This is a genomic window from Ruegeria sp. BHSB064 (assembly GCF_059613205.1).
The window spans coordinates 64,127-88,810 of sequence record NZ_JBXWSB010000004.1; the positions used below are offsets into that span (position 1 = coordinate 64,127).

Here is a 24,684-nt window from a genome sequence, read left to right on the forward strand (position 1 = left end):
GATACAAGGCTCGACTTCCGCCTCGCCTTGCCCTTACATCCATCCCCATGAAAGAACTATTGCGCAGTACCGATCCGACAATCCTGGCCTTTGCATCCGCTCTTCTTGAAGGCGAGGATATAGACTGCTTTCAGATGGACGTAAATATGAGCATCCTCGAAGGCGGCATCGGAATCTTTCCGCGCCGCCTGATGGTGCGGTCCGAAGACCTGACTCGCGCTGAACGTGTGATGCGAGATAACGAGATTCCGCTGGGCCGATGACCCGCTTTGAAGACAATGATCTGACCTGCAACGATTTCCTGGGTGGCCGGGTGCGCATATTGCAACCCGTGTCCGGTTATCGCGCTGGGGTAGACCCCGTTTTTCTGGCCGCGTCAGTGCCTGCCCGGACCGGCCAGTCGGTGTTAGAGCTGGGCTGTGGCGCGGGGGCTGCTATTCTGTGCCTGTCCGCTCGGGTGCCGGGTCTGAAGCTGACCGGGGTCGAGTTACAGCCCGCCTATGCAGACTTGGCGCGTCGGAACGCAGAAATGAACGGTGTAGATCTGGATTTGGTCGAAGCAGACCTGACAGCTTTACCAACAGACATCCGGCAGCTTCAGTTCGATCATGTCATTGCCAATCCCCCCTATTACCGGGCCGGCGCACATAGTCGCGCCGACGACGCCGGCCGCAGTATCGCTTTGGGGGAAGACACGCCCTTGCGTGACTGGATTTCCGTAGCGGCCAAACGTCTGGCTCCGCAAGGGTATCTTCACATGATCCAAAAGGCAGAGCGCCTGCCGGATATGATCGCGGCCTGCGCGGGCAGGCTGGGTTCGGTTGAAGTGTTGCCTCTTAGTGCGCGTACAGGTCGTGAGGCCGAACTGGTGATATTAAGGGCGCGCAAAAGCGGTCGTGCGGCATTTCGCCTCCACGCACCTTTGATTCTTCACACGGGTGAACGCCATGAAACGGATGGCGAAAGCTATACCGAGCAGGTTTCCGCAGTGCTTCGGCAGGCCGCCGCGTTGCCTCGGTTCTGACATCAATCGGCAATGACCAGCCGATTTTGTCGGATTTATTACAGATTCTGTGCTTGTGCGGCGTGACAGGGTGGAAACGATGTGGTCAACTTCTTACGTGAACTACAGACACGTAAACAAGGAGGATCGCAATGAGCGTGAGCGCACATCTGACGGAACTGAAGAAAAAGCACGAATCTCTCGGTCTCGAAGTGGAACAAGCCCAACGCTCGCCGGGCATTGATGATCTCCATATTGCTCAGTTGAAGAAACAGAAGCTCAAACTAAAGGAAGAGATCGAACGCCTGTCTGCCTAAGACTTCAGGCTGGCGCGGGCCGCGATCAAGGCCCCGCCGGTGATCAACAAGGCCGCGATCGCAAGCCCCCAGGACGGGGCGGCGATCCCGGCCACAACCAAAGCCAGCGTTGACAATAATGGGGCCGCGTAAGACGAGGTGCCCAGCATTTGAATGTCGCCTTGCTTGACCCCAATGTCCCAGACATAAAATGCAAGTCCCACAGGCCCGAGGCCAAGCGCCAGAACCGAGGCCCAGCCAAGGGGTGTGACCGGAAACACTGTGTCTTCGACAGCTAGATGCAGCAGGCCAGACGCCAGTGCGGCTGCAAGGCAAAACACTGCGACCGAACTGGTGGGCGTGTCGCCAAGTTTACGGGACAAAACGGAATAGCCAGACCATGTCAGAGCGCAGAGCAATGCCAATAAATATCCGGGCAGGTATTGGGCCTGAAAGCCAGCGCCGCCGCCACCTGCGATGATTACGGCCGCCCCTGCAAAGCCAAGACAAGCCCCGACCAAGTGGCCAATACGCAGATGTTCGCCCGGCAGCAGGCCGGACAGAAGCACAATAAGCAAAGGCCAGAGATAGGCGATCAGACCAGCCTCGGCCGCCGGGGCCATGCGCAGGGCAGAAAAATACAGGGCGTGATACCCGAACAAACCCAAAGCGCCAAACAAGTAGGTGGTCCAGGGAACCCGTTTCAAACTGCTCAACCCGCCGGTGGCAGCGGCCCAGATCAATCCAAGTGTACCGCCAATCGTAAAGCATATTGTGTTCAGCAATAATGGCGGCGTGGGAGCAGACCCGACCGTGAACAAAGCCAGCAAAGCCCACAGCAAGACGGCTACAAAACCGATGGCCGTAGCCCGCATTCTGGTCATCGGTTGGAAACCTCTTCTATCGGTACAATCTTGAACTCATCCGATATATGCGCGGTTTTTTCAATCTCGGTCAGGAACCAATCGCGAAACGCTGCGATCTGAGGTTTCTTCTCGGCCCCAGGAAGGCAAAGAAACCGGAACCGCCCCTGTGTTTCCAAAGCCACCTTGAACGGCGCGACCAAGCGGCCTTCGGTCAAATCCTTGAGAATCATGGCGCGACGTCCAAGCGCCACGCCAACCCCTGCGACGGCGGCATCAATCGCGTGATCGGCATTTGAAAAATGCGCGCCATGAGTTGGGGTGAAATCGACCCCTACGGCGAGGAACCAGGCTGGCCAGTCGCAGGGCGGGGTCAGGAAACTGATCGAATCGTCATGGATCAACGGGGCGTGTCTCAGGCTTTCCGGAGTGTCGAATTGTTCCGCCAACTCTGGGGTCATGACAGGGGTCAGCCATTCCTTTCGCACAGGGACAGAATACAGCCCTTCGTCAGCGGAATTCCCAAAGCGGATGGCGACATCCACATCGTCCCGCTCAAGGTCCATGTTGCGCAGAGTGGCCGAGAACTTCAGATCGATCTCTGGGTGCGCGCGGGCAAACTCGTAAAGTCGGGGTGCCAGCCATTTGGCCGTCAGCGCGGGACCGGCGGTCACAGTCAGGCTGGTGTCATCTTCCTGCCTGCGCACGGCACGCCACGCGGCTTGCAATGTGGCAAAGCCTTCCGCTGCACCGGGTGCCAGAGCACGGCCTGCCTCGGTCAGCTCAACGGCGCGGTTCAGACGGCGAAACAATGGTCGGCCCAGATGTTCCTCAAGCGATTTGATCTGAAAGGACAAGGCCGCTGGCGTCACATGCAGCTCTGCCGCGGCTTTTGCGAAAGACATATGCCGGGCTGCAGCGTCAAACGCACGAAGCGCAGTCAGAGGGGGAAGATAGTCGCTCATAGTCAAGTAAATCTTAACTGAATATCCAAGAAAGCTCGTTTGTAGCTTTACCACGTAACCCTCATATTCACATCAGGTCAAACAAAACTGATTTGAATAGGAGACAGCCATGATCGAGATGACAACAAATCCCGCCGCCCAAATGGCAATCCTGCGCGCCCATCAAGAACGCAGCCGTGTGATTTGGCAATTCTGGAAGCGCATTTTCGGTTCCCGCTGATCGCAGCGCGCGCGATCTTACGGGATAAAAAAGGGCCGGTCCAAAAGGACCGGCCCGTTTTTTTTGACTGATCAATGAATCAGACGAAGAACTGCGCACCATTGGCCGAGATGGTCGAGCCGTTGATGAACTGCGAATCGTCCGAGGCCAGGAATGCCACGCAACGTGCGATTTCTTCGGGTTCACCCAGGCGACCGGCCGGGATCTGGCCGATGATGGATTCGCGCACTTTCTCGGGGACCGCCATAACCATTTCGGTTGCAATGTAGCCGGGGCAGATCGCGTTTGCTGTGATGCCCGCCCGCGCACCTTCTTGCGCCAACGATTTCACGATGCCCAGATCACCTGCTTTTGTTGCAGCATAGTTCACTTGTGCGAACTGACCCTTCTGGCCGTTGATCGAGCTGATGACGATCACGCGCCCGAACTTGCGCTCGCGCATGCCAGGCCAAACGGGGTGAACGGTGTTGAATACGCCGGTCAGGTTGGTGTCGATCACGTCTTTCCACTGATCTGGCGTCATTTTATGAAACGGTGCGTCACGCGTGATACCCGCGTTGGCGACAACGATGTCGATGGGGCCAACCTCGGCTTCGACTTTTTCGATGCCCGCTTTGGATTCGTCATAATCAGCGACGTTCCACTTATAGGTCTTGATACCTGTTTCTTCGGTGAACTTCGCGGCGGCTTCGTCATTGCCTGCATAGGTGGCGGCAACATTGTATCCTTCGGCTTTCAACGCCTTGGAAATTGCTGCGCCGATGCCGCGGGATCCGCCGGTTACGAGTGCTGTACGTGCCATTTATGACTCCTTCAATTTTAGTCGTCTTGGTAATGCTGTTACTCTGAGAGGTGATCGTGCGCAATATTGTTTCGTCGTAGGCTGTGCCTTTTCGGGTGGCAATATCGTCGCATCCAAGGGGTATGAGCCTTTTGTAACAAAAAAGGGCGTCCGACGGACGCCCTTTGATATTTTGGTTTCAGTGCACTTAGTCGCGCTCCACACACAGCGCGACACCCATGCCGCCACCGATGCAGAGGGTCGCCAGACCCTTCTTGGCGTCGCGGCGCTTCATTTCGAAGAGAAGCGTGTTCAGGACACGGCAGCCCGACGCGCCGATCGGGTGACCGATGGCGATAGCGCCACCGTTGACGTTTACGATCGACGGATCCCAGCCCATGTCCTTGTTCACGGCGCAGGCCTGTGCGGCAAAGGCTTCGTTGGCCTCAACCAGATCCAGATCGTCAACCGACCAGCCTGCCTTTTCCAGTGCCTTGCGCGAGGCGTAGATCGGGCCGACGCCCATGATCGACGGGTCCAGACCGGCGGTTGCGTAGGACGCGATGCGGGCCAGCGGCTCGATCCCGCGCTTCTCGGCGTTTTCTGCCGACATCAGTAGCGTCGCGGCGGCACCGTCATTCAGGCCCGACGCGTTGGCGGCGGTGACCGAACCATCTTTGGTGAAGGCCGGGCGCAGTTTGCCCATGGCTTCAATGGTCGCTCCGTGGCGGATGTATTCGTCCTTGTCCATCACGATGTCGCCTTTGCGGGTCTTGATGGTGAAGGGCACGATCTCATCCGCGAACTTGCCAGCCTTCTGGGCGGCTTCGGCCTTGTTCTGCGAAGCAACTGCGAATTCGTCCTGCTGATCACGGCTGATCTGCCATTTCTCGGCCACGTTCTCGGCAGTCTGACCCATGTGATACCCGTTGAAGGCATCCCACAAACCGTCGCGGATCATTGTGTCGATGTACTTCATGTCTCCCATCTTGTGGCCTGCACGCAAAGCGGCGGCGTGGGGCGACAGGGTCATGTTTTCCTGACCACCGGCGGCGACGATGTCTGCGTCACCCAGCTGAATGTGCTGAGCGCCCAGTGCGACAGCGCGCAGACCCGATCCACACACCTGGTTGATCCCCCAGGCCGCGCTTTCCTGCGGCAGACCGGCGTTGATGTGGGCCTGACGTGCGGGGTTCTGCCCCTGGGCGGCTGTCAAAACCTGCCCCATGATGGTTTCGCTGACTTCGCCTTTGTCAACTCCGGCGCGCTCTACAACTGCTTCCAGGACGGCAGCGCCCAGATCATGTGCAGGGGTGTTCGCAAATGAACCACCAAAGCTGCCGACGCCTGTGCGTGCAGCGGATGCGATTACTACATTGGTCATATGATCAGTCCTTTACCGTCATGGGCCAGCGGAATTTCTGACGGCGCAGGTCGAGAGGTGCCCCCCGAAACAAGAGCGCCCCGTGTTCCCCGCTCAAGTACCCATGCAATAGCGTAGTGCTGCAGTTGCAGCAACGGACAGCTTGTCTCAGCGTCAAAAATGGAGGGTGTTTGCTGATTGACGCAAGGTCAACTTCCTGTTTTTGAACGCCTTTCCTGCTTCCAGGGGGCGGTGACACTGGGTGCACCAAACAGGTATCCTTGCATACAATCCACACCGCTGGACGCTAAAAACGCTGCATCTTCCTGTGTTTCAACCGATTCGGCGGTGACCAGAATTTCAAATTCACGGGCGACAGCGATCAGAGCACGCACCAGCGTCTGATTGTCAGGATTGTTGCTGATGCCTCTGACAAACTGCCCATCAATCTTTGCGGCATCGAACAAGAACTCGCGAAAATGGCGAAAGCAAAAACTACTGGCACCGAAATCGTCCAAGGCAAAGGCGATGCCACGATCTTGCAGGCGGTCCATGAAATCGATCACCAGTTCCGGCACTTGCATGGCCGAGCTTTCCGAAATCTCAAGGATCAGCCGCTCGCCCACCGAAACGTCCCGATTTAGGAACCGATCAAGTGTTGCCGACCATCTGGAATACCCGATCGAGCGGGCGGACATATTGATCGATAGCCTGATTTCCGGGTTCCTCACCAACGTTCGCAACCCGAACTCCAGCGCAACGCAATCCAGATCCCTGCCAATCGGGGTGTTTTCGAGTTGCGGCATGAACTCGCGCGCTGGGATCACCCGCCCCGTTTCATCCATTACACGAATGAACCCTTCATAGAATGCGATACCATGTGGACGGTGCGCCTGAACGACAGGCTGGAAAGCCAGCTTGCACTGTTTGTGTTTCACCGCGTCTGTTGCCATTTGAACAATAGAACGATCTCGGGTCGACACAGCGGCGTTCAGCGGGCTGTCAGATCCATCCGGCAGGTTAGCAATTTCTTCGGTTCCCATTGTGCCGACTCCCATGGGCCCGGAACCAGGGAATTGTCCGGGGCAGGTGTTTCGACACAGTTTCGGGGGAAACAGATGAATCTGCGGTTAAAGAGATAGCAGATTGTGGAATTACCGTGAAGCGTTCCTGGCTCGGGCCAAGGACGTTGCTGCGCTCAACACAGCTCCTATGGCACCTGACATCATCAGCGCAAAGCCCATAGCGATCCATACTGGCGAGGCGCTGTTCAAGGCTGCGATCATTGCGAGTACAAGGCCGGACAACCCGACATAGGTTGAAATGACTGCCAAACGGTTCATGCCGACCCTCGCTCACTCTTTGACCACAGATGAGTGTCGATATGGACCATGAAGCCTGAATTTCAAGTGCAGCAGGCGTACGACCGCCTGTTTCACACACGCTCTGCCTGCCCACTGGGCAGTTTTTTGTCGAAACGCTCAAAACCGGGCGTTCCGCGATCTTCCGGATGACGGGCCAGGTGTTTGGCCTTTATCTGGTCCGAGTTATCGCGGCTGCCGTCGTGGCTGTATCCGGGCGGGGCAAAACAGTAGGCCAGTCTTTGACGCAAAGTCAGACCGCGTTGGGTCGCGTCACGCCAGATGCCGACCCATTCGTGAAAGGCCACGCGCAACGGGTTGAAAGTTCCGATATTGTGAACCAGTCCGAAATCGACCCGGTCGTTCTCTTGCTCGGGTACAAAGGTTCCGAACATCTTGTCCCAGATGATGAAGACACCCGCATAATTGCAATCCAGATAGCGCGCATTCCGGCCGTGATGGGCGCGGTGGTGGCTGGGCGTGTTCATAATGGCTTCGAACCAGCGGGGCATCTTTCCGATAGCCTCGGTGTGAATCCAGAACTGATAGATCAGGTTTAACCCGCCGACAAACAGAACCATGGCCGGATGGAAGCCGATCAGGATCAATGGCGCGCGCACGACCATCATCAGCGTGAAAGTATAGGTCCACGGCTGCCGCAAAGCGGTGGTCAGGTTGTAATGTTGTGAGCTGTGGTGATTGACGTGGTTGGCCCAAACCCAGCGGATGCGATGGCCAAAACGATGCACCCAGTAGTACCGGAAATCGTCCAGCACAAAGCACAGAATGATCACCGGGATCGACGTGCCCAGATCCAGCGGGGTGATCTGCCACAGCCACATGAAAAAGCCATAGGCGATGAAGCCCAGCAAAAACCCGGACGCGATATTGCCTGCGCCCATGATCAGAGAGGTGACGGCATCACGTGTTTCGTATCGACCACCTTTTCCTTTGACGGCGATCCACAAAAATTCCGCCAAAATTGCGGCCACAAAAAAGGGAACCGCCCACTGAACGGCATCGGGGAAACTGATTTGGTCGGTCATTCGGGCTCCATCAGGTGACGCCAGTGGGCGCGCTCTATTTCGTCCAGGCGGATGAGAGTGCCAGGGGTGCCGAAGTCATGAAACTGGATTTCAAAGCCTTCGGGGCGTTCGATCCAATCGAAATCCAGCAAATGCCGGGCCACGGTGTCGGCGCCGAAGGACCATAGCAGCCCAGCACCGGTTTCGGTGCGCACCAGTGCCGCGTGGCGGTCATTCGAGATCGTGACATCAATGATGATGTCGTCCGGTGCATGACGTAACCATTGCGCACGCGCGGTTTCGGGCGTCATCACAAAGGGTTCTGATCGTCCCGTCAAATGCAGCAGCAACGTGATTCCAGCGATGCCTCCGACCACCAAAACCAATAGAATTTCCAAAGGCATCTCATCCTCCCGCAGCTACCCTGCTGAGGCATGCTTTGGCTGTCAAAGGTGGCGTTGCGTCAGGTACGTTCCAGACGTTCCAGGATTTCGTACTGAACAACACGTTGGACAAAGGGCACCAGCCCATCTGGGCCTGATGCCCGATCCTTGAGATGGATACAGATATCCGGACGGCGGGTGGCAATGATACCAACCATCTCGCCGCGTATCGTATCATCCAGACCTGCCCCCAAAATGGCGCAGGTGATCCGAGGTTCAGCATCCAACTGCTTTCGGACTTCATCCGTGTCATGCGCGCCCAGCCATTGAATCGGCAGGTGATCCAGTTGTCTGGCCACATCGCCGATCACGTTTGGCAGCTTCCCAATCAATAGAACCACCGGTTTCATCGCAGCCTCCTTCCCATAAGGTTACAAACGAAAACCGGCCCATTTGGGCCGGTTCAAGTGTAGCACAAACGAAGTAAAGCTGCGCAGGCGTCAGCTATTGGCTTCCACAAGCGTCGAAATGATTGCTTTGGCGCTGTCCGAGTTCCATTCGGCATCGCCGATCAGGCGGGCAATTTCCTGACCTTCAGGGTCCAGAATAACTGTAATGGGCAGCGCGATCACGCCGAATTCCCGTGCAGCAGCTGAGCTTGGGTCCTGATGACGCGGGAGGTTTTCGATGCCGTTTTCTTCAAAGAACTTGGTGATCCCGGCAGGAGAGTTGCGACCGGTGGCCAGTGTCAGGACCTGGAACTTGTCGCCTCCGAACTCTTCCTGAAGCTCTGCGATCTGCGGCATCTCTTTGCGGCAAGGCGCACACCATGTGGCCCAGAAATTCAGCAGCACGTATTTGCCCTCGTAATCCGCCAGCGTGCCGACACCACCATCATCTTCCAGCCGGAACTCGATCGATTTTGCGGGTTTGGGTTCCTTATGCAGGATCAGGCGTTTCAGGCTGTCTTCCCGAAGGGGAGCAAGCGTTTCCGCATCGGTCGCCAAAGCGGCGTTTGCACCCAGCGCAAGGGCCATATAAAGGGGGATCAGACGAAATAGGCGCATATCAACTCCGGGTTTTCTTACATGACCGATCAATCCTCGAACCAGATGTGGGGCGGCCGCTTTGCCGCCGGTCCAGACGCGATCATGGAGGCGATCAATGCCTCGATCGGGTTCGATCAGCGGATGGCAGCCCAGGACATCGCAGGCTCGCGCGCCCATGCCGCCATGCTGGCTGCCACAGGCGTTATAAGTGATAGTGACGCCGAAGCTATTCGGGAAGGGCTGCTCACCGTTTTGTCAGAAATCCAAAACGGTGAATTTCAGTTTTCGACCGCTTTGGAAGACATTCACATGAATGTTGAGGCGCGGCTGAAAGAGGTGATTGGTGAGCCCGCAGGCCGTTTGCACACAGGTCGTTCGCGAAACGATCAGGTAGCGACCGATTTCAAACTCTGGGTGCGCGATCAACTGGATGCGGCAGAAAGTGGTCTGTTGGCTTTGATCCGCGCGCTTTTGGCGCAGGCCCAGGCTGGTGCCGACTGGGTGATGCCCGGCTTCACCCATCTGCAAACCGCGCAGCCCGTGACATGGGGTCATCACATGATGGCCTATGTCGAGATGTTTGGCCGCGACCTAAGCCGTGTCCGCGATGCGCGGGCGCGTATGAACGAATCCCCGCTTGGCGCCGCAGCACTGGCCGGCACGTCGTTCCCCATCGACCGTCACATGACGGCCGAAGCGCTGGGCTTTGATCGCCCTGCCGCAAACTCGTTGGATGCTGTCAGCGACCGGGATTTCGCGTTGGAGTTCCTGTCGACCGCGTCTATCTGCGCCGTCCACCTGTCTCGTTTCGCCGAAGAGCTTGTGATCTGGTCCTCGGCCCAGTTCCGGTTTGTGACCCTATCCGACCGGTTCTCGACCGGCTCATCGATCATGCCGCAGAAGAAGAACCCCGACGCGGCCGAGTTGATCCGCGCCAAGGTGGGGCGCATTTACGGGGCCAACACCGCGCTGATGATGGTGATGAAGGGCCTGCCGCTGGCCTATTCCAAGGACATGCAGGAAGACAAGGAACAGGTTTTTGACGCTGCCGACAACTGGATGCTGGCGCTGGCTGCGATGGAAGGCATGGTCAAAGATATGACCGCCAACCGAGACAGCCTGGCTGCGGCTGCGGGGTCTGGTTTCTCGACCGCGACCGATCTGGCTGACTGGCTGGTGCGGGTTCTGGGCCTGCCGTTCCGCGATGCACACCACGTCACCGGATCGCTGGTGGCCATGGCTGAAAGCAAGGGGTGCGATCTGCCTGATCTGACGCTTGAGGACATGCAATCGGTTCACGCAGCCATCACCGATGACGTCTATTCTGTTCTTACCGTGCAAAACTCGGTAAACTCGCGCCAGTCTTACGGCGGTACGGCCCCCGATCAGGTGCGTGCCCAGATCGATCGATGGAAGGCGATGGTGTGATGACAGCTGTTCGTGTGCTTGCATTAGTGGCATCCGGCCTTCTTTTGGCCGGTTGCGGGGCTGATGGAGAGCCGAGCCAGCCAACGGCAGTTCAACCTACGGCCAGCGCGACGATTGGCGTGGGTTCGGGCGGGGCCTATGTCGCCGGGGGCGTTGGCCTGAGCCGGGGACCGCTGGGTATCTATCTGGGATTCTGAACATTTAATATTGTATCGCCAGACCCGAAACCCCACCTTGAGCACGCGCAATACCGCGTCAAACTTCACGACGAAAAGACACTGACATGAGACTTGTAGGACTGATTCTGGCATTTGCGGCCTTGGCGGCATGCGACCCATCTACGACGCCGCGCCCGGAACCGGCGGCTGAACCCAAACAGTCAGGCAGTGGCATTTCGATCTCGGGCTATGGCCGCGTGGGTGTTTCAACCAGAAATTAAACGGGTGCAATGGGTTTAGAATCCATTGATCCGCAGTCCTCTTCTGGTCTAAGCGCGCAGGTATGGATCATTTTCTCTACCGCGACGGCGCGCTTTTCGCCGAGGATGTCCCTGTTTCCGAAATCGCTGCAGCGGTCGGAACCCCCTTTTACGTCTATTCGACGGCAACTTTGCTGCGGCATTTCAAGCTGTTTGATGACGCGCTTGAGGGTACCGATCATCTGGTCTGCTATGCGATGAAGGCGGCCAGCAACCAGGCCATTCTGAAAACACTGGCGCAGGCGGGCGCGGGGATGGATGTGGTTTCGGGCGGGGAATATCTGCGTGCCAAAGCCGCAGGTGTTCCGGGCGACAAGATCGTCTTCTCGGGTGTTGGTAAAACGGCGGATGAGATTCGGACAGCGCTGACCGGTGGCATCCGTCAGTTCAATGTCGAATCCGAGCCTGAGATGGAAGTGATCAACGCTGTTGCGTTGGAGCTGGGCGTTGTCGCCCCGATCACCGTTCGGGTGAACCCGGACGTGGATGCCAAGACCCACGCCAAGATCGCAACCGGCAAGTCCGAAAACAAATTTGGCATTCCGATTGCACGCGTCTCCGAGGTCTATGCCCATGCCGCCAGCCTGCCGGGCTTGGAGGTGATCGGGATCGACGTCCATATCGGTTCGCAATTGACCGAGCTTGAGCCGTTCGAGCTGGCCTATACCAAGGTTGCAGAGCTGACAGAACAGTTGCGCGCTGAAGGTCACAATATTCGCCGCCTCGACCTGGGTGGCGGGTTGGGCATCCCCTACACCCGCTCGAATGACGCGCCGCCATTGCCGGTGGAATACGGAGCCCTGATCAAGAAAACACTCGGCCATCTGGGCTGCGAGATCGAAATCGAGCCGGGCCGCCTGATCGCGGGCAATGCCGGGTTGATGGTTAGCAAGGTGATTTACGTGAAATCGGGCGAAGGACGGGACTTTCTGATCCTCGACGGGGCCATGAACGATCTGATCCGCCCGGCGATGTACGAGGCACATCATGACATCGTCGCGGTGCAGGAACCGGCAGCTGGGGTTGAACAGCAACCCTATGACATCGTGGGTCCCGTGTGCGAATCGGGTGATACCTTTGCCAAGCAACGCAACATGCCGCCTTTGAATCCGGGCGATCTGATCGCCTTCCGCAGCGCCGGAGCCTATGGTGCGGTTATGGCCAGCGAATACAACACGCGCCCTCTGATCCCCGAAGTTCTGGTCAATGGTGATCAATTTGCAGTCATTCGTGAACGGCCAAGCTTTGACGAAATCATAAACCGCGATACCATACCTTCGTGGCTCTGATGCGATAACCGCGCGGGCCCAACCCGGAGGCCCGCCTTGACCAACAGATCAAACCTGCCGATTCCGCGCCTGTCCTTGTGGTTGACCCACATGGGCATGGTGGCTGAACAGGTATTGCGGGCGTTCTGGCCGCTGTTCTCGATCCTCATGGTTCTGCTTGCGGCGCTGATGCTGGGTCTGCAAGACCAATTTGCCGTTGAGGTCGTTTGGGGCGCAGGTGCGCTGTCGTTGATTTCAATTGTCGTTGCGGGTGTTTGGGGGCTGAGAAGAGTCAGCCTACCGTCTCGTGCGGATGCGCTGATGCGGTTGGACGAGACATTGCCGGGTCGTCCGATCCAAGCCCTTTTGGATGATCAGGCGATTGGGTCCACAGATCAGGATTCGGTCGCGCTGTGGCAAGCTCATAAAGACCGGATGGCGCAGCGCGCCGCAGCTGCTGCACCTGCCAAGCCTGACCTGCGGCTGGCGTCACGTGACCCCTATGCATTACGCTATGCTGCGCTGTTGGCTTTTGTGGTGGCGATCCTGTTCGGCTCGTTGTGGCGCGTTGGATCGGTGGCCGATATGGCGCCGGGCAGCGCGGATGCGGGGCAAGGCCCGACCTGGGAAGGGTGGGTGGAGCCCCCGAGATACACGGGCCTGCCAACGCTGTATCTTGCGGATCAAGCCGATACTGAGCTTTCAGTCCCGAAAGGCAGCCGCATTACGTTGCGGATGTATGGTGAGGTCGGCGCACATAGCCTGACCGAAAACAGCTCGGTGGTGGGCACTCAGGCCGCAACCGATCCCGAACAGGAATTTGTGGCCGAACGTTCTGGACAGATGCGTATCGAAGGCCCTGCTGGCCGTGAATGGGCCGTGCAGGTCATCGACGATGCAACACCGAAGATCGCTGTTGCCGGGTCCGCCAAGGCAGAAGCGGGCGGGCAAATTAAGCTGCCTTTTGTTGCCAGCGACGACTATGGCGTGGTCTCGGGCTCGGCCCGGATCGAGCTGGATCTGGCGTCGGTCGAACGCCGTCATGGTCTGACGATCAAGCCCGAACCGCGCGAGGTGATTGAGATCGAATTGCCGATGCCCATCACCGGCGACCGCGCGGATTTCAGCGAAGATCTGATCGAAGATTTTTCGCAACACCCCTGGGCGCACTTGCCGGTGAAGATCACATTGATGGCCGTGGATGCGGCTGATCAGCAGTCGGCGTCCGAGCCATTTATGACTGCGTTGCCGGCCCGTCGATTCTTTGATCCACTGGCGGCGGCGGTGATCGAACAGCGGCGTGATCTGCTTTGGTCGCGGTCCAATGCGCCGCGCGTGTCGCAGTTGTTGCGGGCGGTCTCTCATCTGCCACAGGATCTGTTCCGGTCGGACACTGCTTACCTGCGTTTGCGGGTGGCCTTACGGCGGCTGGAAGCCTTCCAGACCTACGGAGCGCTGAATTCGGAGCAGCAGGAAGAAATCGCGCAAGCCTTGTGGGATCTGGCTGTGTTGATCGAAGACGGCACCCTGGCGGATGCTCTGGAACGGATGCGGCGCGCACAAGAGCGTTTGACCGAAGCAATGCAGAACGGGGCCAGTGATGAAGAAATCGCTGAGCTTATGCAAGAGCTTCGCGAAGCGACGCAGGATTACCTGCAGCAGCTACAACGTCTTGCTCAGCAGAATGGTCAGGAAGGCGAAAACCAGCCCGGACAGAGCGGTGAATCCCTGCAGATGACGCAGGATGACCTGCAACGCATGATGGATCGCATTCAAGAACTGATGGAACAAGGCCGCATGGCCGAGGCCCAGCAGGCGCTGGAAGAGTTCCAGCAGATGATGGAAAACATGCGGGTGACCCAAGGCCAGGGGCAAGGCCAACAGTCCGAAGGGCAGCAAGCGATGGAAGGTCTGGCTGAAACCCTGCGCGAACAGCAAGGTCTGAGCGATCAGGCATTCCGCGACTTGCAGGAACAGTTCAACCCCGGTGCGCAATCCGGTGAAAGCCAGGGCAATGAAGGCCGCAATGGCGGGCTTGGCCGGGGGCAAAGCCACGAAGGCCAGGGTGGTCAGGGCCAAGGCTCGGATCAGGCCGGAGAGGGCGAGCAGGGTCAAGGATCACTGGCGGACCGTCAGCAGGCCCTGCGCAATGAACTGAACCGCCAGCAACAGAATTTGCCGGGTGCCGGTACACCTGAAGGGGACGCGGCCCGGGATGCACTTGGCCGCGCCGGTCGCGCCATGGACGAGGCGGAACAAGCCCTGCGCGGGGACGATCTGGCCGAGGCCATCGATCGCCAGTCGGAAGCGATGGAAGCGCTACGCGAGGGGATGCGTTCACTGGGAGAGGCCATGGCCCAGAACCAGCAAAACCAGCCGGGTCAGGGCACGCAGGAAGGTGAGGCACAAGCCAACAACCGCGATCCTCTGGGCCGTAACCCAGGGGCCGGTGGTTCGATTTCGACTGATGAAAACCTTCTACAAGGTGAAGATGTCTATCGTCGCGCGCGTGAGTTGCTGGATGAAATCCGCCGCCGGACCGGAGAAACGGACCGCCCCGAGATTGAGCTGGAATACCTCAAGCGTCTGTTGGAGCGGTTTTAACTTCAGTTCTGAGCGCCGGCCTGAGCTTCAAGCCAGATGCGGGCCTGATCCACCAAGGATACATATGAGCTGAGCAGCGGGTCGGCCTGTGGCACGGCTTCACCGATTTGCTGCGCGTTGCCGTAGATCAGATACAGAACCACACCGATGATCAGCATCAGCGCAAATCCGCGCAGGAATCCGCCTGATTTGCGCGGGGCGGGTTCCGTATCTTCCGCCTCGGTCGTGCGCATACTGGAATTGATCGCCTCGACATCCGGAAGCGCATCTTTTTGACCAGCGTCGACAGCGGTTTCCGAGGCGGCTGGCCGCTTGGGTTTGACCTTGGGCTCCGGCGGTTGATCCAATCCCAAATCGGGCTGGCTTTCCAGGTTGCTGCCTTCTTGCGCACGCAACTCCGCCTCGCGCGCCGCTTCTTCTTTCAGAATGTTGGCGACCGACGGATCGACGTTGCCTGTAGATGCCGCTGCGTCCGCAACGTCAGGAGCGACCTGTTCTTTGGTCTCAGGCTCTTCCGTCGGCTTGTCAGCTGCTTCAACCTGTTCCTTTTCTTGTTCCTGCTCCGGTGCTTCGGCGTCTTCAACCGGCGCGGTTACAGGTGCTTCAGGGTGCTTCGGCTGAAACCAGGTCTGATCGCAGTTGGAACACTGCACGTCGCGACCTTCCTCGGGAATAACCTCATCAGGAACTTCGTACTGCGCACCGCAATTCGGACATGTAAGACGCATGCTGCCTCCTCGGCCGGGCGATGGGCCGATAATAGTTTTTTCAGGGATGATATTCCGTTAAGACCCGTCAGCAAAGGGCGTTTTCGGTTTCATGGGCCAAGTGTCACCAATTGGACTCGGTAGAGCCATTGAATCCGCCACCCTGCTCGGGCAAGAAGAGCGGCAAATAAAGGGGGCACGTGTGATCGAGCTGGAAAATGTCAGCTACACCTATGGTGGCGGCGAGTTGCTGAGCGACGTCTCGGTTCAATTGCAGCCGGGGTCGTTTCACTTTCTGACCGGCCCGTCCGGGGCGGGCAAAACTACGCTGCTCAAACTGTGTTATGGTGCCCTGCTGCCAACCTCGGGGCGTCTGAGCGTATTTGATCAGGACATTTCCGCCCTTGACCGGGATCAGTTGGCGGTGCTGCGGCGTCGTGTCGGCGTCGTGCACCAGGATTGTCAATTTCTGGACCATATGACGCTTGCGGAAAACGTTGCCCTGCCGCTGATGGTGTCCGGGCGATCTGAATCGTCAGAACAGGACAATCTGAACGAATTGCTCAGTTGGGTGGGGCTTGGCGCGCGGCTTGAAGCACACCCGCCTGAATTGTCCGGCGGTGAGCGCCAACGCGCTGCTTTGGCGCGCGCTGTGATCCTGTCGCCCGATGTGGTGCTGGCGGACGAGCCCACGGGCAATGTGGATTGGGAAATGTCCCAACGCCTTCTGCGCCTGCTGATCGAGTTGAACAGGATGGGCAAGACAGTATTAATCGCAACCCATGACATGAGCCTGATCCGCGCGGCCAAAAGTCAGGTTCAGGCACGCGTGCTGCGGATTTCTCAACGCAAGCTGCATCTGGCGGGGGCCGACCTATGACCGGTCCCGAAGTAAGCACCCTTCTGCGCGGCGATTCGCGGGCGAACCGCGTTGTTCCCCCAACCGGATACACCGCTCATCTGACTTTGTTTGTTGCCGGAGCCATGGCGTTTTTGGTGGTGTTTGCACTGGCTTTGGCGCTTGCGTCTGGCCGGATTGCCGACCGCTGGGCCTCGGAACTGGCGGGGGCCGCAACCCTGAGGATCAATGCCCCCGCAGAGCAGCTTGCCGCGCAGACCGAAGCCGCGCTGACGGTGCTCAGCCAAACGCCCGGCGTTGCGTCGGCACGTGCCTTGAGCGCCGAGGAACAGGCCGCATTGCTGTCACCTTGGTTCGGACCAGACCTGCCTTTGGATACGTTGCCCATCCCGCAGCTCATCGAAATCACCGAAGGTGAACCGGGAATGGACGTGATGGGCCTGCGTTTGCGTCTGGGAGCTGAAGTACCGGGCGCGGTGCTGGATGATCACACGCGATGGCGTGAACCTCTTGTCGAGGCGGCGATGTCTCTGCGGCGTTTGGGGTGGATCTCGATCCTGCTGATCGGAGGAGCAACCGCCGCCATGATTACACTTGCGGCAAACGCATCTCTGGCGGCGAATGCTCAGATCATCGAAGTGTTGCGTCTGGTCGGCGCGCGGGATGGCTTTATCGCGGGGGCATTTGTCCGGCGCTTTACCTATCGCGCCTTTTTCGGTGCTTTTGTTGGAACTCTGTTGGGCATGACGGGCGTTCTGTTGCTGCCCGAAGCCTCGGATGCGGGCGGCTTTCTGACCGGGGTTGGCTTTCAGGGCACAGACTGGGTGCTGCCGATTCTCATCCCAATACTCGGCGCGGCTGTCGCCTTTTTCGCCACATGGGCTGCGGCCCGACGCAAGTTGAAGGAGCTTTCCTGATGTTCAAAGCCGTTCAGTGGGTGCGCTCTTTGGTCTTCATGATCGCAATCTACGCCTGGATGCTGATCCTTGGCATTGTGTTTCTGCCCTATGCCCTGTTCTCGAAACGTGGGGCGCTGAAAGCGTGCAAGACCTATGCCCGCAGTACCATGTGGCTGGCACGCTGGATGGTGGGTATCCGGTGCGAGGTTCGGGGCACCGCGCCAACCAACGAAGTGGTTGTTGGTGCCAAGCATCAGTCGTTCCTTGATATCATTATGATCTTCAATGCGATCCCGCATGGTAAGTTCATCATGAAACGTGAACTTCTGTTTACACCGGTTATCGGAATGTATGCCCGTCGGCTTGGTTGTATTCCGGTCAATCGCGGCAAGCGCGGCGCAGCGGTTGCAAAGATGGTCAAGGATGTGGCCAAAGAGTTCTCAGAACCCGGGCAACTGGTGATCTACCCTCAAGGCACGCGCGTCGCACCAGGGGTTAAGAAACCGTACAAGATCGGTACAGCCGTTCTTTATGAAGGTCTCGGGTTCCCCTGTGTGCCAGTGGCGACAAATGCCGGTGTATTCTGGCCCCGGACCGGGGTCATGCGCAAACCCGGCCTCGCAATCGTGGAATTTCTGGACCCGATCGAGCCGGGTGTAGCGCGCGACGATTTCCTTGAACGGTTGGAAAACGTCATTGAGACGCGCTCGAACAGCCTGATGCGCGAAGTGGGGTTTGATCCTGATGGACATCATTGACGACATTGCAACGCTGGAGACGCTTTACGGCAAGCCCGGCGCGCCATCTTTGCGTAAAGTCGTTCACCAACTGACGCCTCTGTATCGCAAGTGGATTATGACGTCGCGCCTCTGTGTGCTCAGCACTGTCGGCCCGGAAGGCGTGGACGGCAGCCCACGTGGCGATGATGGCCCGGTTGTGCTGGAGTTGGGCCCAAGCACACTGGCCATGCCAGATTGGCGCGGCAACAACCGCTTGGATTCCCTGCGGAATATCGTGCGCGACCCGCGTGTTTCATTGATGTTTTTCGTGCCCGGATCGAATACGGTCATTCGATTGAACGGAACCGCAAAACTGACGGCTGACGAAGAGCTGCGTGCCCGATTTGAAAAACATGGCAAGCGCCCCGCGACCGTTATTTTGATTCAGATCAGCGAAATTTACAGCCAATGCGCACGCGCTTTGATGCGGGCCCGGACCTGGACCAGCGAGGATGAAAGCGCGCAGCTTCCAACGGCAGGAGAGCTGCTTGCCGAAGCGTCCGGCGGAGACGAAGGTGGCGCGCATTATGATGCGGAATGGAATGGACGCGCCCGGAAAACCATGTGGTAACTGTGGTTCTGCACCGCCAAACCGGCCCTGAAATACGATGAGCCAGATAAAATCGGAATCCCCTGTTCATCTGGCTCAAAATACCTCGGAGCGCGAGGCAGAGCCTCGCAATACTCCGGCCTCACAGATGTCGGATCAGGAGTGTATTGGTCCGTCACCGCATGCCAGCGCGGCTTCGCGCACGGCCTCTGAATAGGTTGGGTGCGCGTGGCAGGTCAGGGCGAGATCTTCTGCCGAAGCACCGAACTCCATCGCAACACAGACCTCATGAATCAGATCACCCGCAGCCGGGCCAATGATGTGAGCCCCAAGAATGCGGTCTGTTTCCTTGTCGGCGAGGATTTTTACGAACCCGTCCGAGGCAAAATTAGCCTTGGCGCGGCCATTGCCCATGAACATGAACTTGCCGACTTTATAGGCGCGCCCTTGTTCCTTCAGCGTTGCTTCGGTCTCACCTACATTTGCAACTTCGGGCCATGTGTAGATTACGCCGGGAATAACGCCGTAGTTTACATGCCCATGTTTGCCTGCAACCTGCTCTGCAGCAGCCATGCCTTCGTCTTCGGCCTTATGCGCCAGCATCGGACCTTCGGTCACGTCGCCGATGGCATAGATCCCGGGCACGTTGGTCTGCCAGTCGGAACCCACCTTGATCTGGCCGCGCTGGGTCATCTCAACACCCAAGGCGTCCAGCCCTAAACCGTCGGAATACGGCTTGCGCCCAGTGGCGACCAGAACGGTATCGGCATCGATCACGTGCTCGCTGTTATCCTTCAGCAGCTTGTAGGTGACTTTGGCTTTGGTTTTGGTCGCTTCGGTCTTTTGAACAGCAGCACCCATCACAAACGTCAGGCCCTGTTTTTTGAGGATGCGCTGGAACGTCTTTTGCACTTCGGGGTCCATACCCGGCGTGATTTCCTTGAGGAATTCAATCACCGTTACCTCGGACCCCAGACGGCTGTAGACAGAGCCCAGCTCAAGCCCGATCACGCCCGCGCCGATGACAACCATTTTCTTCGGGATCTTGCCCAGTGACAATGCACCGGTCGAGGTCACAACGACTTTCTCGTCTACTTCGACGCCCGGCAGCGAAGACGGTTCAGAGCCAGAAGCGATAATGATGTTCTTGGTCTCGTGAACTTCGTCGCCGACCTTGACCTGACCGGCGGCAGGGATGGAACCCCAGCCCTTCAGCCAGTCGATCTTGTTCTTCTTGAACAGGAATTCGATGCCCTTGGTGTTGCCTTCAATCACCTCGTCCTTGTAGGCCTGCATCTGCTTCCAGTCGACCGAAGGCGCTTTGCCCTTAAGACCCATCTTGGCAAAGTTATGCTCTGCCTCGTGCAGTTGATGGCTGGCATGCAACAGAGCTTTGGACGGAATACATCCCACGTTCAGGCAGGTGCCGCCCAGCGTCTCACGCCCTTCGACCACGGCGGTTTTCAAACCCAGTTGGGCGCAGCGGATGGCGCAGACATAGCCGCCGGGGCCGGCGCCGATTACGATAACGTCATAGTTTGCCATGGAAGATCTCCTTGAGAATTCGGGCTGTCACAGGGCATGAACCTCTGAACAGAGTGTATACAGGCGAGCTCACAACAGCACCGCCAAAAGCATAAGGGTGGTGGCCAGAAACCCGATGAACCAAATGACGCTGCGCCAGGGTTTCCAACCGAAATAGTAGGCTGGAACATACAACACGCGCGCGGCCAGATAGGTCCAGGCGCAGGTGGCAGTCAGAGCGCTTTCTTTGCCTGAAACCGTGACGACAACACAAGCTATGGCAAACAGGATCAAGCCTTCGAAATGGTTGTTGAGGGCCCGATACAAGCGACCTGTCCCATCCGAGAGCTGATCTTCCAGCGACCCGCCCAATCTGGTCCTGTCACGGGCGGACATGGTTTTACCCGGACCCAATTCCAGATTTGCAGGGACTGCCATAAGGACAAACTGCAGAACCTGTAGAAGGGCTGCCATAGTCAGTGCTGTCAGTTCTGCGTTCATTACAAGACGCCGTGTTGAGTGCATAATTGTGTGAAGGCAGAGCGCGTGCCCGAGGCGTGTCGCCCTTGACGCTCCGCCGTCACGTTCAGACAGGTGTCAGAACTTTGGTTTGAATATGCGCCACGCCGCCACGTTCATGGTGCATGGCGAGCTCTTCTGACTCGATAAAATTCTGCGCACGCTCCAAATCGGTGATTTCGAACAATGCCACGGCATGATCTTTCTGATCAGGGTCGCGCCAGATATGGAGGTCGCGGATACCCGCGGCCTCACGCATCTTGCGGTCCTCGTTGAACACTTTCAGCCAGACGTCAAAATCGGCCACATCGGCTTGCCAGAGTACATGTGTTGCCATGATTACAGATCCATAAGCAGGCGGCGCGGGTCTTCCAGCGCCTCTTTTACGCGAACCAGGAACGTCACCGCTCCTTTGCCATCGACGATCCGGTGGTCATAGGACAGGGCCAGATACATCATTGGGCGGATCTTGATCTCACCATTGATGACCATCGGACGGTCCTGAATCTTGTGCATCCCCAGAATACCCGATTGCGGAGGGTTTAGGATCGGCGAGGACATCAACGAGCCATAGACACCGCCATTCGAGATGGTGAAGGTGCCGCCTTGCATTTCGGCCATGCTCAGCTTGCCGTCGCGGGCGCGTTTGCCTTTCTCGGCGATGGCTTTTTCAATCGCGGCAAAGGACATGCTGTCTGCATCGCGGATGACCGGAACCACCAGACCTTGCGGTGTACCTGCAGCGACGCCCATGTGGACGAAGTTTTTGTAGACGATGTCATTGCCGTCAATCTCGGCATTCACCTCAGGCACTTCCTTCAGCGCATGGCAGCAGGCCTTGGTGAAGAAAGACATAAAGCCAAGGCGAACGCCGTGTTTCTTCTCGAACTGGTCCTTGTACTGGTTCCTCAGGGCCATCACCTCGGTCATGTCCACCTCATTATAGGTGGTTAGGATCGCGGCCGTGTTTTGCGCATCCTTCAGGCGTTTGGCGATGGTCTGGCGCAGACGGGTCATACGCACGCGTTCTTCGCGGGCTTCGTCTTCGGCGGCAACAGGTGCGCGCGGAGCCTGAGAAACAGGCGCGGGCGCAGCCGCCGCTGGTGCCGGGGCCGCCGCCGTAGCGACAGCCTTTGCCACGTCTTCCTTCATGATGCGACCATCGCGACCGGTACCAGCGACCTGATCGGCGGACAAACCAGCCTCGGCCATGGCCTTCTCGGCGGACGGTGCATTTGCCACGTCCTTGCCGGTGCTTGCCGCAGCAGGGGCCGCAGCTGCCGCCGCCGGGGCGGGTGCAGCACCCGCTGCCGCGCCAGAGATTACGGCCAGTTTCGCGGTTGCATCCACAGTTGCGCCTTCAGGTGCAACGATTTCTGCCAGAACACCCGCAGCCGGGGCCGGAACCTCGACCGAGACTTTGTCGGTTTCCAGTTCACACAGCATTTCGTCCTGCGCGACGCTGTCGCCAACTTGCTTGAACCATGTGGAAACGGTGGCTTCCGTGACGGATTCCCCAAGTGTGGGCACCATCACATCAACGGACCCGCCCGCAGCAGCGGGCGCGGCAGCCGGGGCCGCTGCTGCCGTCGGAGCCGGGGCTGCGCCTTCTCCAGCTGTAATTGTCGCCAGCAGAGCATCAACTCCAACAGTGTCGCCTTCGGCGGCCACAATCTCTGCCATTAAACCAGCAGAGGGAGAAGGCACTTCAACCGTAACCTTGTCAGTTTCCAGCTCACACAGCATCTCGTCCACGGCGACCGCATCGCCGGGTTTCTTGAACCATGTTGCAACAGTGGCTTCGGTGACCGACTCGCCAAGCGTGGGAACACGAACTTCAATCGTCATCGCTTACTTTCCTTCGATGCTCAGCGCTTCGTTAACCAGCGCTTCTTGTTGGGCTTTGTGTTGGCTGGCCAGACCCGTCGCGGGCGAGGCCGATGTTGCGCGCCCGGCATAGACCGGACGTTTGTGTTTTGCGCCGATCCGGGTCAGAACCCATTCGATATTGGGTTCAATAAAGGACCAGGCCCCCTGGTTTTTGGGCTCTTCCTGACACCAGACCATCTCGGCCCCTTTGAACCGCTCAAGCTCGTTGATCAGAGAGTGGGCGGGGAAGGGATAGTATTGCTCGATCCGCAGCAGATAGATGTCGTCGATGCCACGCGCGTCACGTTCTTCCAGCAGGTCATAATACACCTTGCCCGAGCACAGGACTACGCGCTTGATCTTGTCATCAGCGACCAACTTTGTGTCCGAGTTGCCCTTTTGCGCGTCATCCCACAGCACCCGGTGAAAGCTGGAGCCGGTGGTGAAATCCTCGGCGGTGCTGACGGCCAGTTTGTGGCGCAGCAATGACTTGGGTGTCACAAGGATCAGCGGCTTGCGGAAGGTGCGGTGCAGCTGCCGACGCAGAATGTGGAAATAGTTTGCGGGCGTGGTGCAGTTCGCCACGATCCAGTTGTCCTGACCGCACATTTGCAGGAACCGTTCCAGACGTGCTGACGAGTGTTCGGGGCCTTGGCCTTCGAACCCGTGCGGCAGCAGTGTCACCAGACCGGACATCCGCAGCCACTTTGATTCACCCGAGCTGATGAACTGGTCAAACATGATCTGCGCGCCGTTGGCGAAATCGCCAAACTGCGCTTCCCAGAGGACCAGGGCATTAGGTTCGGCAAGCGAATAGCCGTATTCAAACCCAAGAACCGCATATTCGGACAGCATCGAGTCGATCACTTCGTATTGCGACTGCCCTGCACGAATGTTGTTCAGCGGGTAATACCGCTCTTCGGTTTCTTGATGGATGAATCCCGAATGGCGCTGGCTGAATGTACCGCGCGTGGCGTCCTGCCCGGCCAGACGCACCGGGTATCCTTCCGTTAGCAGAGACCCGAAGGCCAGCGCCTCACCTGTGGCCCAGTCAAAGCCTACACCGGATTCAAACATCTGCTTTTTGTGGTCCAGAAGACGCCCGACGGTTTTGTGTAAGGCAAAGTCGCTGGGGGCACGGGTCAGGGCGTTTCCGACCTCGGCCAGCGTGTCCGGCGTGATGGCGGTTTCACCGCGCATGTATTCTTCTTTGTTCTTGTCCAGATGCGACCAGCGCCCATCCAGCCAGTCGGCCTTGTTGGGCTTATAATCTTTTCCGGCCTCGAACTCGTCGTTCAGATGCGCCTGGAAGGCGGCCTTCATGTCCTCGATTTCACCTTCAGGGATCAGGCCATCTTTGACCAAACGCTCGGTGTACAGGGACAGCGTGGTTTTGTGCGTTTTGATCTTTTTGTACATGATCGGGTTGGTGAACATGGGCTCATCGCCCTCGTTGTGACCAAACCGGCGATAGCAGAAGATATCCAGAACCACGTCCTTGTGGAACTTTTGACGGAACTCGGTCGCCACCTTGGCGGCATGTACCACCGCCTCGGGGTCATCCCCGTTCACGTGGAAAATCGGCGCTTCAACCATCAAAGCGATATCCGTCGGATAAGGGCTCGAGCGCGAGAAGTGCGGGGCCGTGGTAAAGCCGATCTGGTTGTTTACCACGATATGCATGGTGCCGCCGGTCTTGTGACCGCGCAGACCAGACAGACCAAACCCTTCGGCCACGACACCCTGACCGGCAAAGGCTGCGTCGCCATGCAGCAGAATGGCCATAACTTTGGTGCGATCCGTGTCACCAAGCTGATCCTGTTTGGCGCGGACCTTGCCCAGAACCACCGGGTTCACCGCCTCGAGGTGCGAGGGGTTGGCGGTCAGCGAC

At 58.1% G+C, this 24,684-nt stretch carries 28 protein-coding genes; 12 read left to right on the forward strand and 16 right to left on the reverse strand.

Going from position 1 to position 24,684, the window contains the following annotated elements; all coding sequences use genetic code 11:
- Positions 1 to 47 precede the first annotated feature (47 nt).
- The 3 genes from AC2FNU_RS01840 to AC2FNU_RS01850 all read left to right on the forward strand — a co-directional run bounded on the left by AC2FNU_RS01840 (position 48) and on the right by AC2FNU_RS01850 (position 1,320).
- The gene (locus AC2FNU_RS01840; protein ID WP_152456800.1) at positions 48 to 263 is read left to right on the forward strand and encodes a putative signal transducing protein; all 216 of its coding nucleotides are present in this window, start codon (positions 48 to 50) and stop codon (positions 261 to 263) included.
- Positions 260 to 1,024 (forward strand): tRNA1(Val) (adenine(37)-N6)-methyltransferase, encoded by a 765-nt coding sequence (locus tag AC2FNU_RS01845; RefSeq protein ID WP_496784440.1) that lies wholly within the window; start codon positions 260 to 262, stop codon positions 1,022 to 1,024. Before AC2FNU_RS01840 ends, AC2FNU_RS01845 begins: the two co-directional genes overlap by 4 nt.
- A gap of 131 nt (positions 1,025 to 1,155) precedes the next feature.
- Positions 1,156 to 1,320 (forward strand): YdcH family protein, encoded by a 165-nt coding sequence (locus AC2FNU_RS01850; RefSeq protein ID WP_083445267.1) that lies wholly within the window; start codon positions 1,156 to 1,158, stop codon positions 1,318 to 1,320.
- Here the strand turns inward: AC2FNU_RS01850 and yddG are convergent.
- The 10 genes from yddG to AC2FNU_RS01900 all read right to left on the reverse strand — a co-directional run bounded on the left by yddG (position 1,317) and on the right by AC2FNU_RS01900 (position 9,327).
- Positions 1,317 to 2,183 carry an aromatic amino acid exporter YddG gene (gene yddG, locus AC2FNU_RS01855; protein ID WP_496784441.1) on the reverse strand — a complete coding sequence of 289 codons (867 nt, stop codon included), beginning with the start codon at positions 2,181 to 2,183 and terminating at the stop codon, positions 1,317 to 1,319. The two genes, AC2FNU_RS01850 and yddG, sit on opposite strands and share 4 nt — an antisense overlap.
- The gene (locus tag AC2FNU_RS01860) at positions 2,180 to 3,127 is read right to left on the reverse strand and encodes a transcriptional regulator GcvA (RefSeq protein ID WP_496784442.1); all 948 of its coding nucleotides are present in this window, start codon (positions 3,125 to 3,127) and stop codon (positions 2,180 to 2,182) included. The genes yddG and AC2FNU_RS01860 overlap by 4 nt, the downstream gene beginning before the upstream one ends.
- Positions 3,128 to 3,426: 299 nt before the next feature.
- A complete protein-coding gene (gene phbB, locus AC2FNU_RS01865) occupies positions 3,427 to 4,149 on the reverse strand; it encodes an acetoacetyl-CoA reductase (protein WP_171093728.1) in 723 nt (240 codons plus the stop codon).
- 187 nt (positions 4,150 to 4,336) lie between these two features.
- The gene (locus tag AC2FNU_RS01870; protein ID WP_170795517.1) at positions 4,337 to 5,512 is read right to left on the reverse strand and encodes an acetyl-CoA C-acetyltransferase; all 1,176 of its coding nucleotides are present in this window, start codon (positions 5,510 to 5,512) and stop codon (positions 4,337 to 4,339) included.
- Positions 5,513 to 5,700: 188 nt separating this feature from the next.
- Positions 5,701 to 6,534 (reverse strand): EAL domain-containing protein, encoded by an 834-nt coding sequence (locus tag AC2FNU_RS01875; RefSeq protein ID WP_496784443.1) that lies wholly within the window; start codon positions 6,532 to 6,534, stop codon positions 5,701 to 5,703.
- Between the two features lie 111 nt (positions 6,535 to 6,645).
- Positions 6,646 to 6,834, reverse strand: coding sequence for a hypothetical protein (locus tag AC2FNU_RS01880; RefSeq protein WP_496784444.1), 189 nt, complete (start codon positions 6,832 to 6,834; stop codon positions 6,646 to 6,648).
- Positions 6,835 to 6,926: 92 nt separating this feature from the next.
- Positions 6,927 to 7,898: a sterol desaturase family protein gene (locus tag AC2FNU_RS01885; RefSeq protein ID WP_496784445.1), complete on the reverse strand. Its 972-nt coding sequence runs from the start codon at positions 7,896 to 7,898 to the stop codon at positions 6,927 to 6,929.
- Positions 7,895 to 8,281, reverse strand: coding sequence for a hypothetical protein (locus AC2FNU_RS01890; RefSeq protein ID WP_496784446.1), 387 nt, complete (start codon positions 8,279 to 8,281; stop codon positions 7,895 to 7,897). The genes AC2FNU_RS01885 and AC2FNU_RS01890 overlap by 4 nt, the downstream gene beginning before the upstream one ends.
- Positions 8,282 to 8,340: 59 nt before the next feature.
- Positions 8,341 to 8,670: a hypothetical protein gene (locus tag AC2FNU_RS01895; protein ID WP_496784447.1), complete on the reverse strand. Its 330-nt coding sequence runs from the start codon at positions 8,668 to 8,670 to the stop codon at positions 8,341 to 8,343.
- Positions 8,671 to 8,760: 90 nt separating this feature from the next.
- Complete coding sequence (locus AC2FNU_RS01900) at positions 8,761 to 9,327, reverse strand: TlpA disulfide reductase family protein (RefSeq protein ID WP_496784448.1); 567 nt, start codon at positions 9,325 to 9,327, stop codon at positions 8,761 to 8,763.
- Between the two features lie 21 nt (positions 9,328 to 9,348).
- Here AC2FNU_RS01900 and argH point away from each other — a divergent pair, with 21 nt between their 5' ends.
- The 5 genes from argH to AC2FNU_RS01925 all read left to right on the forward strand — a co-directional run bounded on the left by argH (position 9,349) and on the right by AC2FNU_RS01925 (position 15,087).
- Complete coding sequence (argH, locus tag AC2FNU_RS01905) at positions 9,349 to 10,737, forward strand: argininosuccinate lyase (protein ID WP_496784449.1); 1,389 nt, start codon at positions 9,349 to 9,351, stop codon at positions 10,735 to 10,737.
- Positions 10,737 to 10,934, forward strand: a complete 198-nt coding sequence (locus tag AC2FNU_RS01910) for a hypothetical protein (protein WP_496784450.1) — start codon at positions 10,737 to 10,739, stop codon at positions 10,932 to 10,934. Before argH ends, AC2FNU_RS01910 begins: the two co-directional genes overlap by 1 nt.
- A gap of 86 nt (positions 10,935 to 11,020) precedes the next feature.
- Positions 11,021 to 11,176 carry a hypothetical protein gene (locus AC2FNU_RS01915; RefSeq protein ID WP_496784451.1) on the forward strand — a complete coding sequence of 52 codons (156 nt, stop codon included), beginning with the start codon at positions 11,021 to 11,023 and terminating at the stop codon, positions 11,174 to 11,176.
- A gap of 62 nt (positions 11,177 to 11,238) precedes the next feature.
- Positions 11,239 to 12,504 carry a diaminopimelate decarboxylase gene (gene lysA, locus AC2FNU_RS01920; RefSeq protein WP_496784452.1) on the forward strand — a complete coding sequence of 422 codons (1,266 nt, stop codon included), beginning with the start codon at positions 11,239 to 11,241 and terminating at the stop codon, positions 12,502 to 12,504.
- A 90-nt stretch (positions 12,505 to 12,594) separates the two neighbouring features.
- On the forward strand, positions 12,595 to 15,087 hold the full coding sequence (locus tag AC2FNU_RS01925) for a TIGR02302 family protein (RefSeq protein WP_496784467.1): 2,493 nt from the start codon (positions 12,595 to 12,597) through the stop codon (positions 15,085 to 15,087).
- A gap of 2 nt (positions 15,088 to 15,089) precedes the next feature.
- On the opposite strand, the gene AC2FNU_RS01930 is transcribed toward AC2FNU_RS01925, so the two are convergent.
- A complete protein-coding gene (locus AC2FNU_RS01930) occupies positions 15,090 to 15,815 on the reverse strand; it encodes a zinc-ribbon domain-containing protein (protein WP_496784453.1) in 726 nt (241 codons plus the stop codon).
- A 181-nt stretch (positions 15,816 to 15,996) separates the two neighbouring features.
- On the opposite strand from AC2FNU_RS01930, the gene AC2FNU_RS01935 reads away from it, so the two are divergent.
- From AC2FNU_RS01935 to AC2FNU_RS01950, 4 genes are read left to right on the forward strand one after another with little or no spacing between them, the layout of a single operon-like run.
- Positions 15,997 to 16,674, forward strand: coding sequence for a cell division ATP-binding protein FtsE (locus AC2FNU_RS01935; RefSeq protein ID WP_496784454.1), 678 nt, complete (start codon positions 15,997 to 15,999; stop codon positions 16,672 to 16,674).
- Entirely contained in the window at positions 16,671 to 17,570 is a 900-nt protein-coding gene (locus tag AC2FNU_RS01940) for a cell division protein FtsX (RefSeq protein WP_496784455.1), read from the forward strand. The genes AC2FNU_RS01935 and AC2FNU_RS01940 overlap by 4 nt, the downstream gene beginning before the upstream one ends.
- Positions 17,570 to 18,310 (forward strand): lysophospholipid acyltransferase family protein, encoded by a 741-nt coding sequence (locus AC2FNU_RS01945; protein WP_496784456.1) that lies wholly within the window; start codon positions 17,570 to 17,572, stop codon positions 18,308 to 18,310. The genes AC2FNU_RS01940 and AC2FNU_RS01945 overlap by 1 nt, the downstream gene beginning before the upstream one ends.
- Positions 18,297 to 18,902, forward strand: a complete 606-nt coding sequence (locus AC2FNU_RS01950) for a pyridoxamine 5'-phosphate oxidase family protein (protein WP_496784457.1) — start codon at positions 18,297 to 18,299, stop codon at positions 18,900 to 18,902. Before AC2FNU_RS01945 ends, AC2FNU_RS01950 begins: the two co-directional genes overlap by 14 nt.
- A gap of 135 nt (positions 18,903 to 19,037) precedes the next feature.
- On the opposite strand, the gene lpdA is transcribed toward AC2FNU_RS01950, so the two are convergent.
- The 5 genes from lpdA to AC2FNU_RS01975 all read right to left on the reverse strand — a co-directional run.
- Complete coding sequence (lpdA, locus tag AC2FNU_RS01955; RefSeq protein WP_496784458.1) at positions 19,038 to 20,426, reverse strand: dihydrolipoyl dehydrogenase; 1,389 nt, start codon at positions 20,424 to 20,426, stop codon at positions 19,038 to 19,040.
- Positions 20,427 to 20,495: 69 nt separating this feature from the next.
- Complete coding sequence (locus tag AC2FNU_RS01960; protein WP_496784459.1) at positions 20,496 to 20,906, reverse strand: MAPEG family protein; 411 nt, start codon at positions 20,904 to 20,906, stop codon at positions 20,496 to 20,498.
- An 85-nt stretch (positions 20,907 to 20,991) separates the two neighbouring features.
- Positions 20,992 to 21,261 (reverse strand): hypothetical protein, encoded by a 270-nt coding sequence (locus AC2FNU_RS01965; RefSeq protein ID WP_496784460.1) that lies wholly within the window; start codon positions 21,259 to 21,261, stop codon positions 20,992 to 20,994.
- A 2-nt stretch (positions 21,262 to 21,263) separates the two neighbouring features.
- On the reverse strand, positions 21,264 to 22,772 hold the full coding sequence (gene odhB / locus AC2FNU_RS01970; RefSeq protein ID WP_496784461.1) for a 2-oxoglutarate dehydrogenase complex dihydrolipoyllysine-residue succinyltransferase: 1,509 nt from the start codon (positions 22,770 to 22,772) through the stop codon (positions 21,264 to 21,266).
- A 3-nt stretch (positions 22,773 to 22,775) separates the two neighbouring features.
- A partial coding sequence (locus AC2FNU_RS01975) for a 2-oxoglutarate dehydrogenase E1 component (RefSeq protein ID WP_496784462.1) occupies positions 22,776 to 24,684 on the reverse strand: 1,909 nt, incomplete at its 5' end.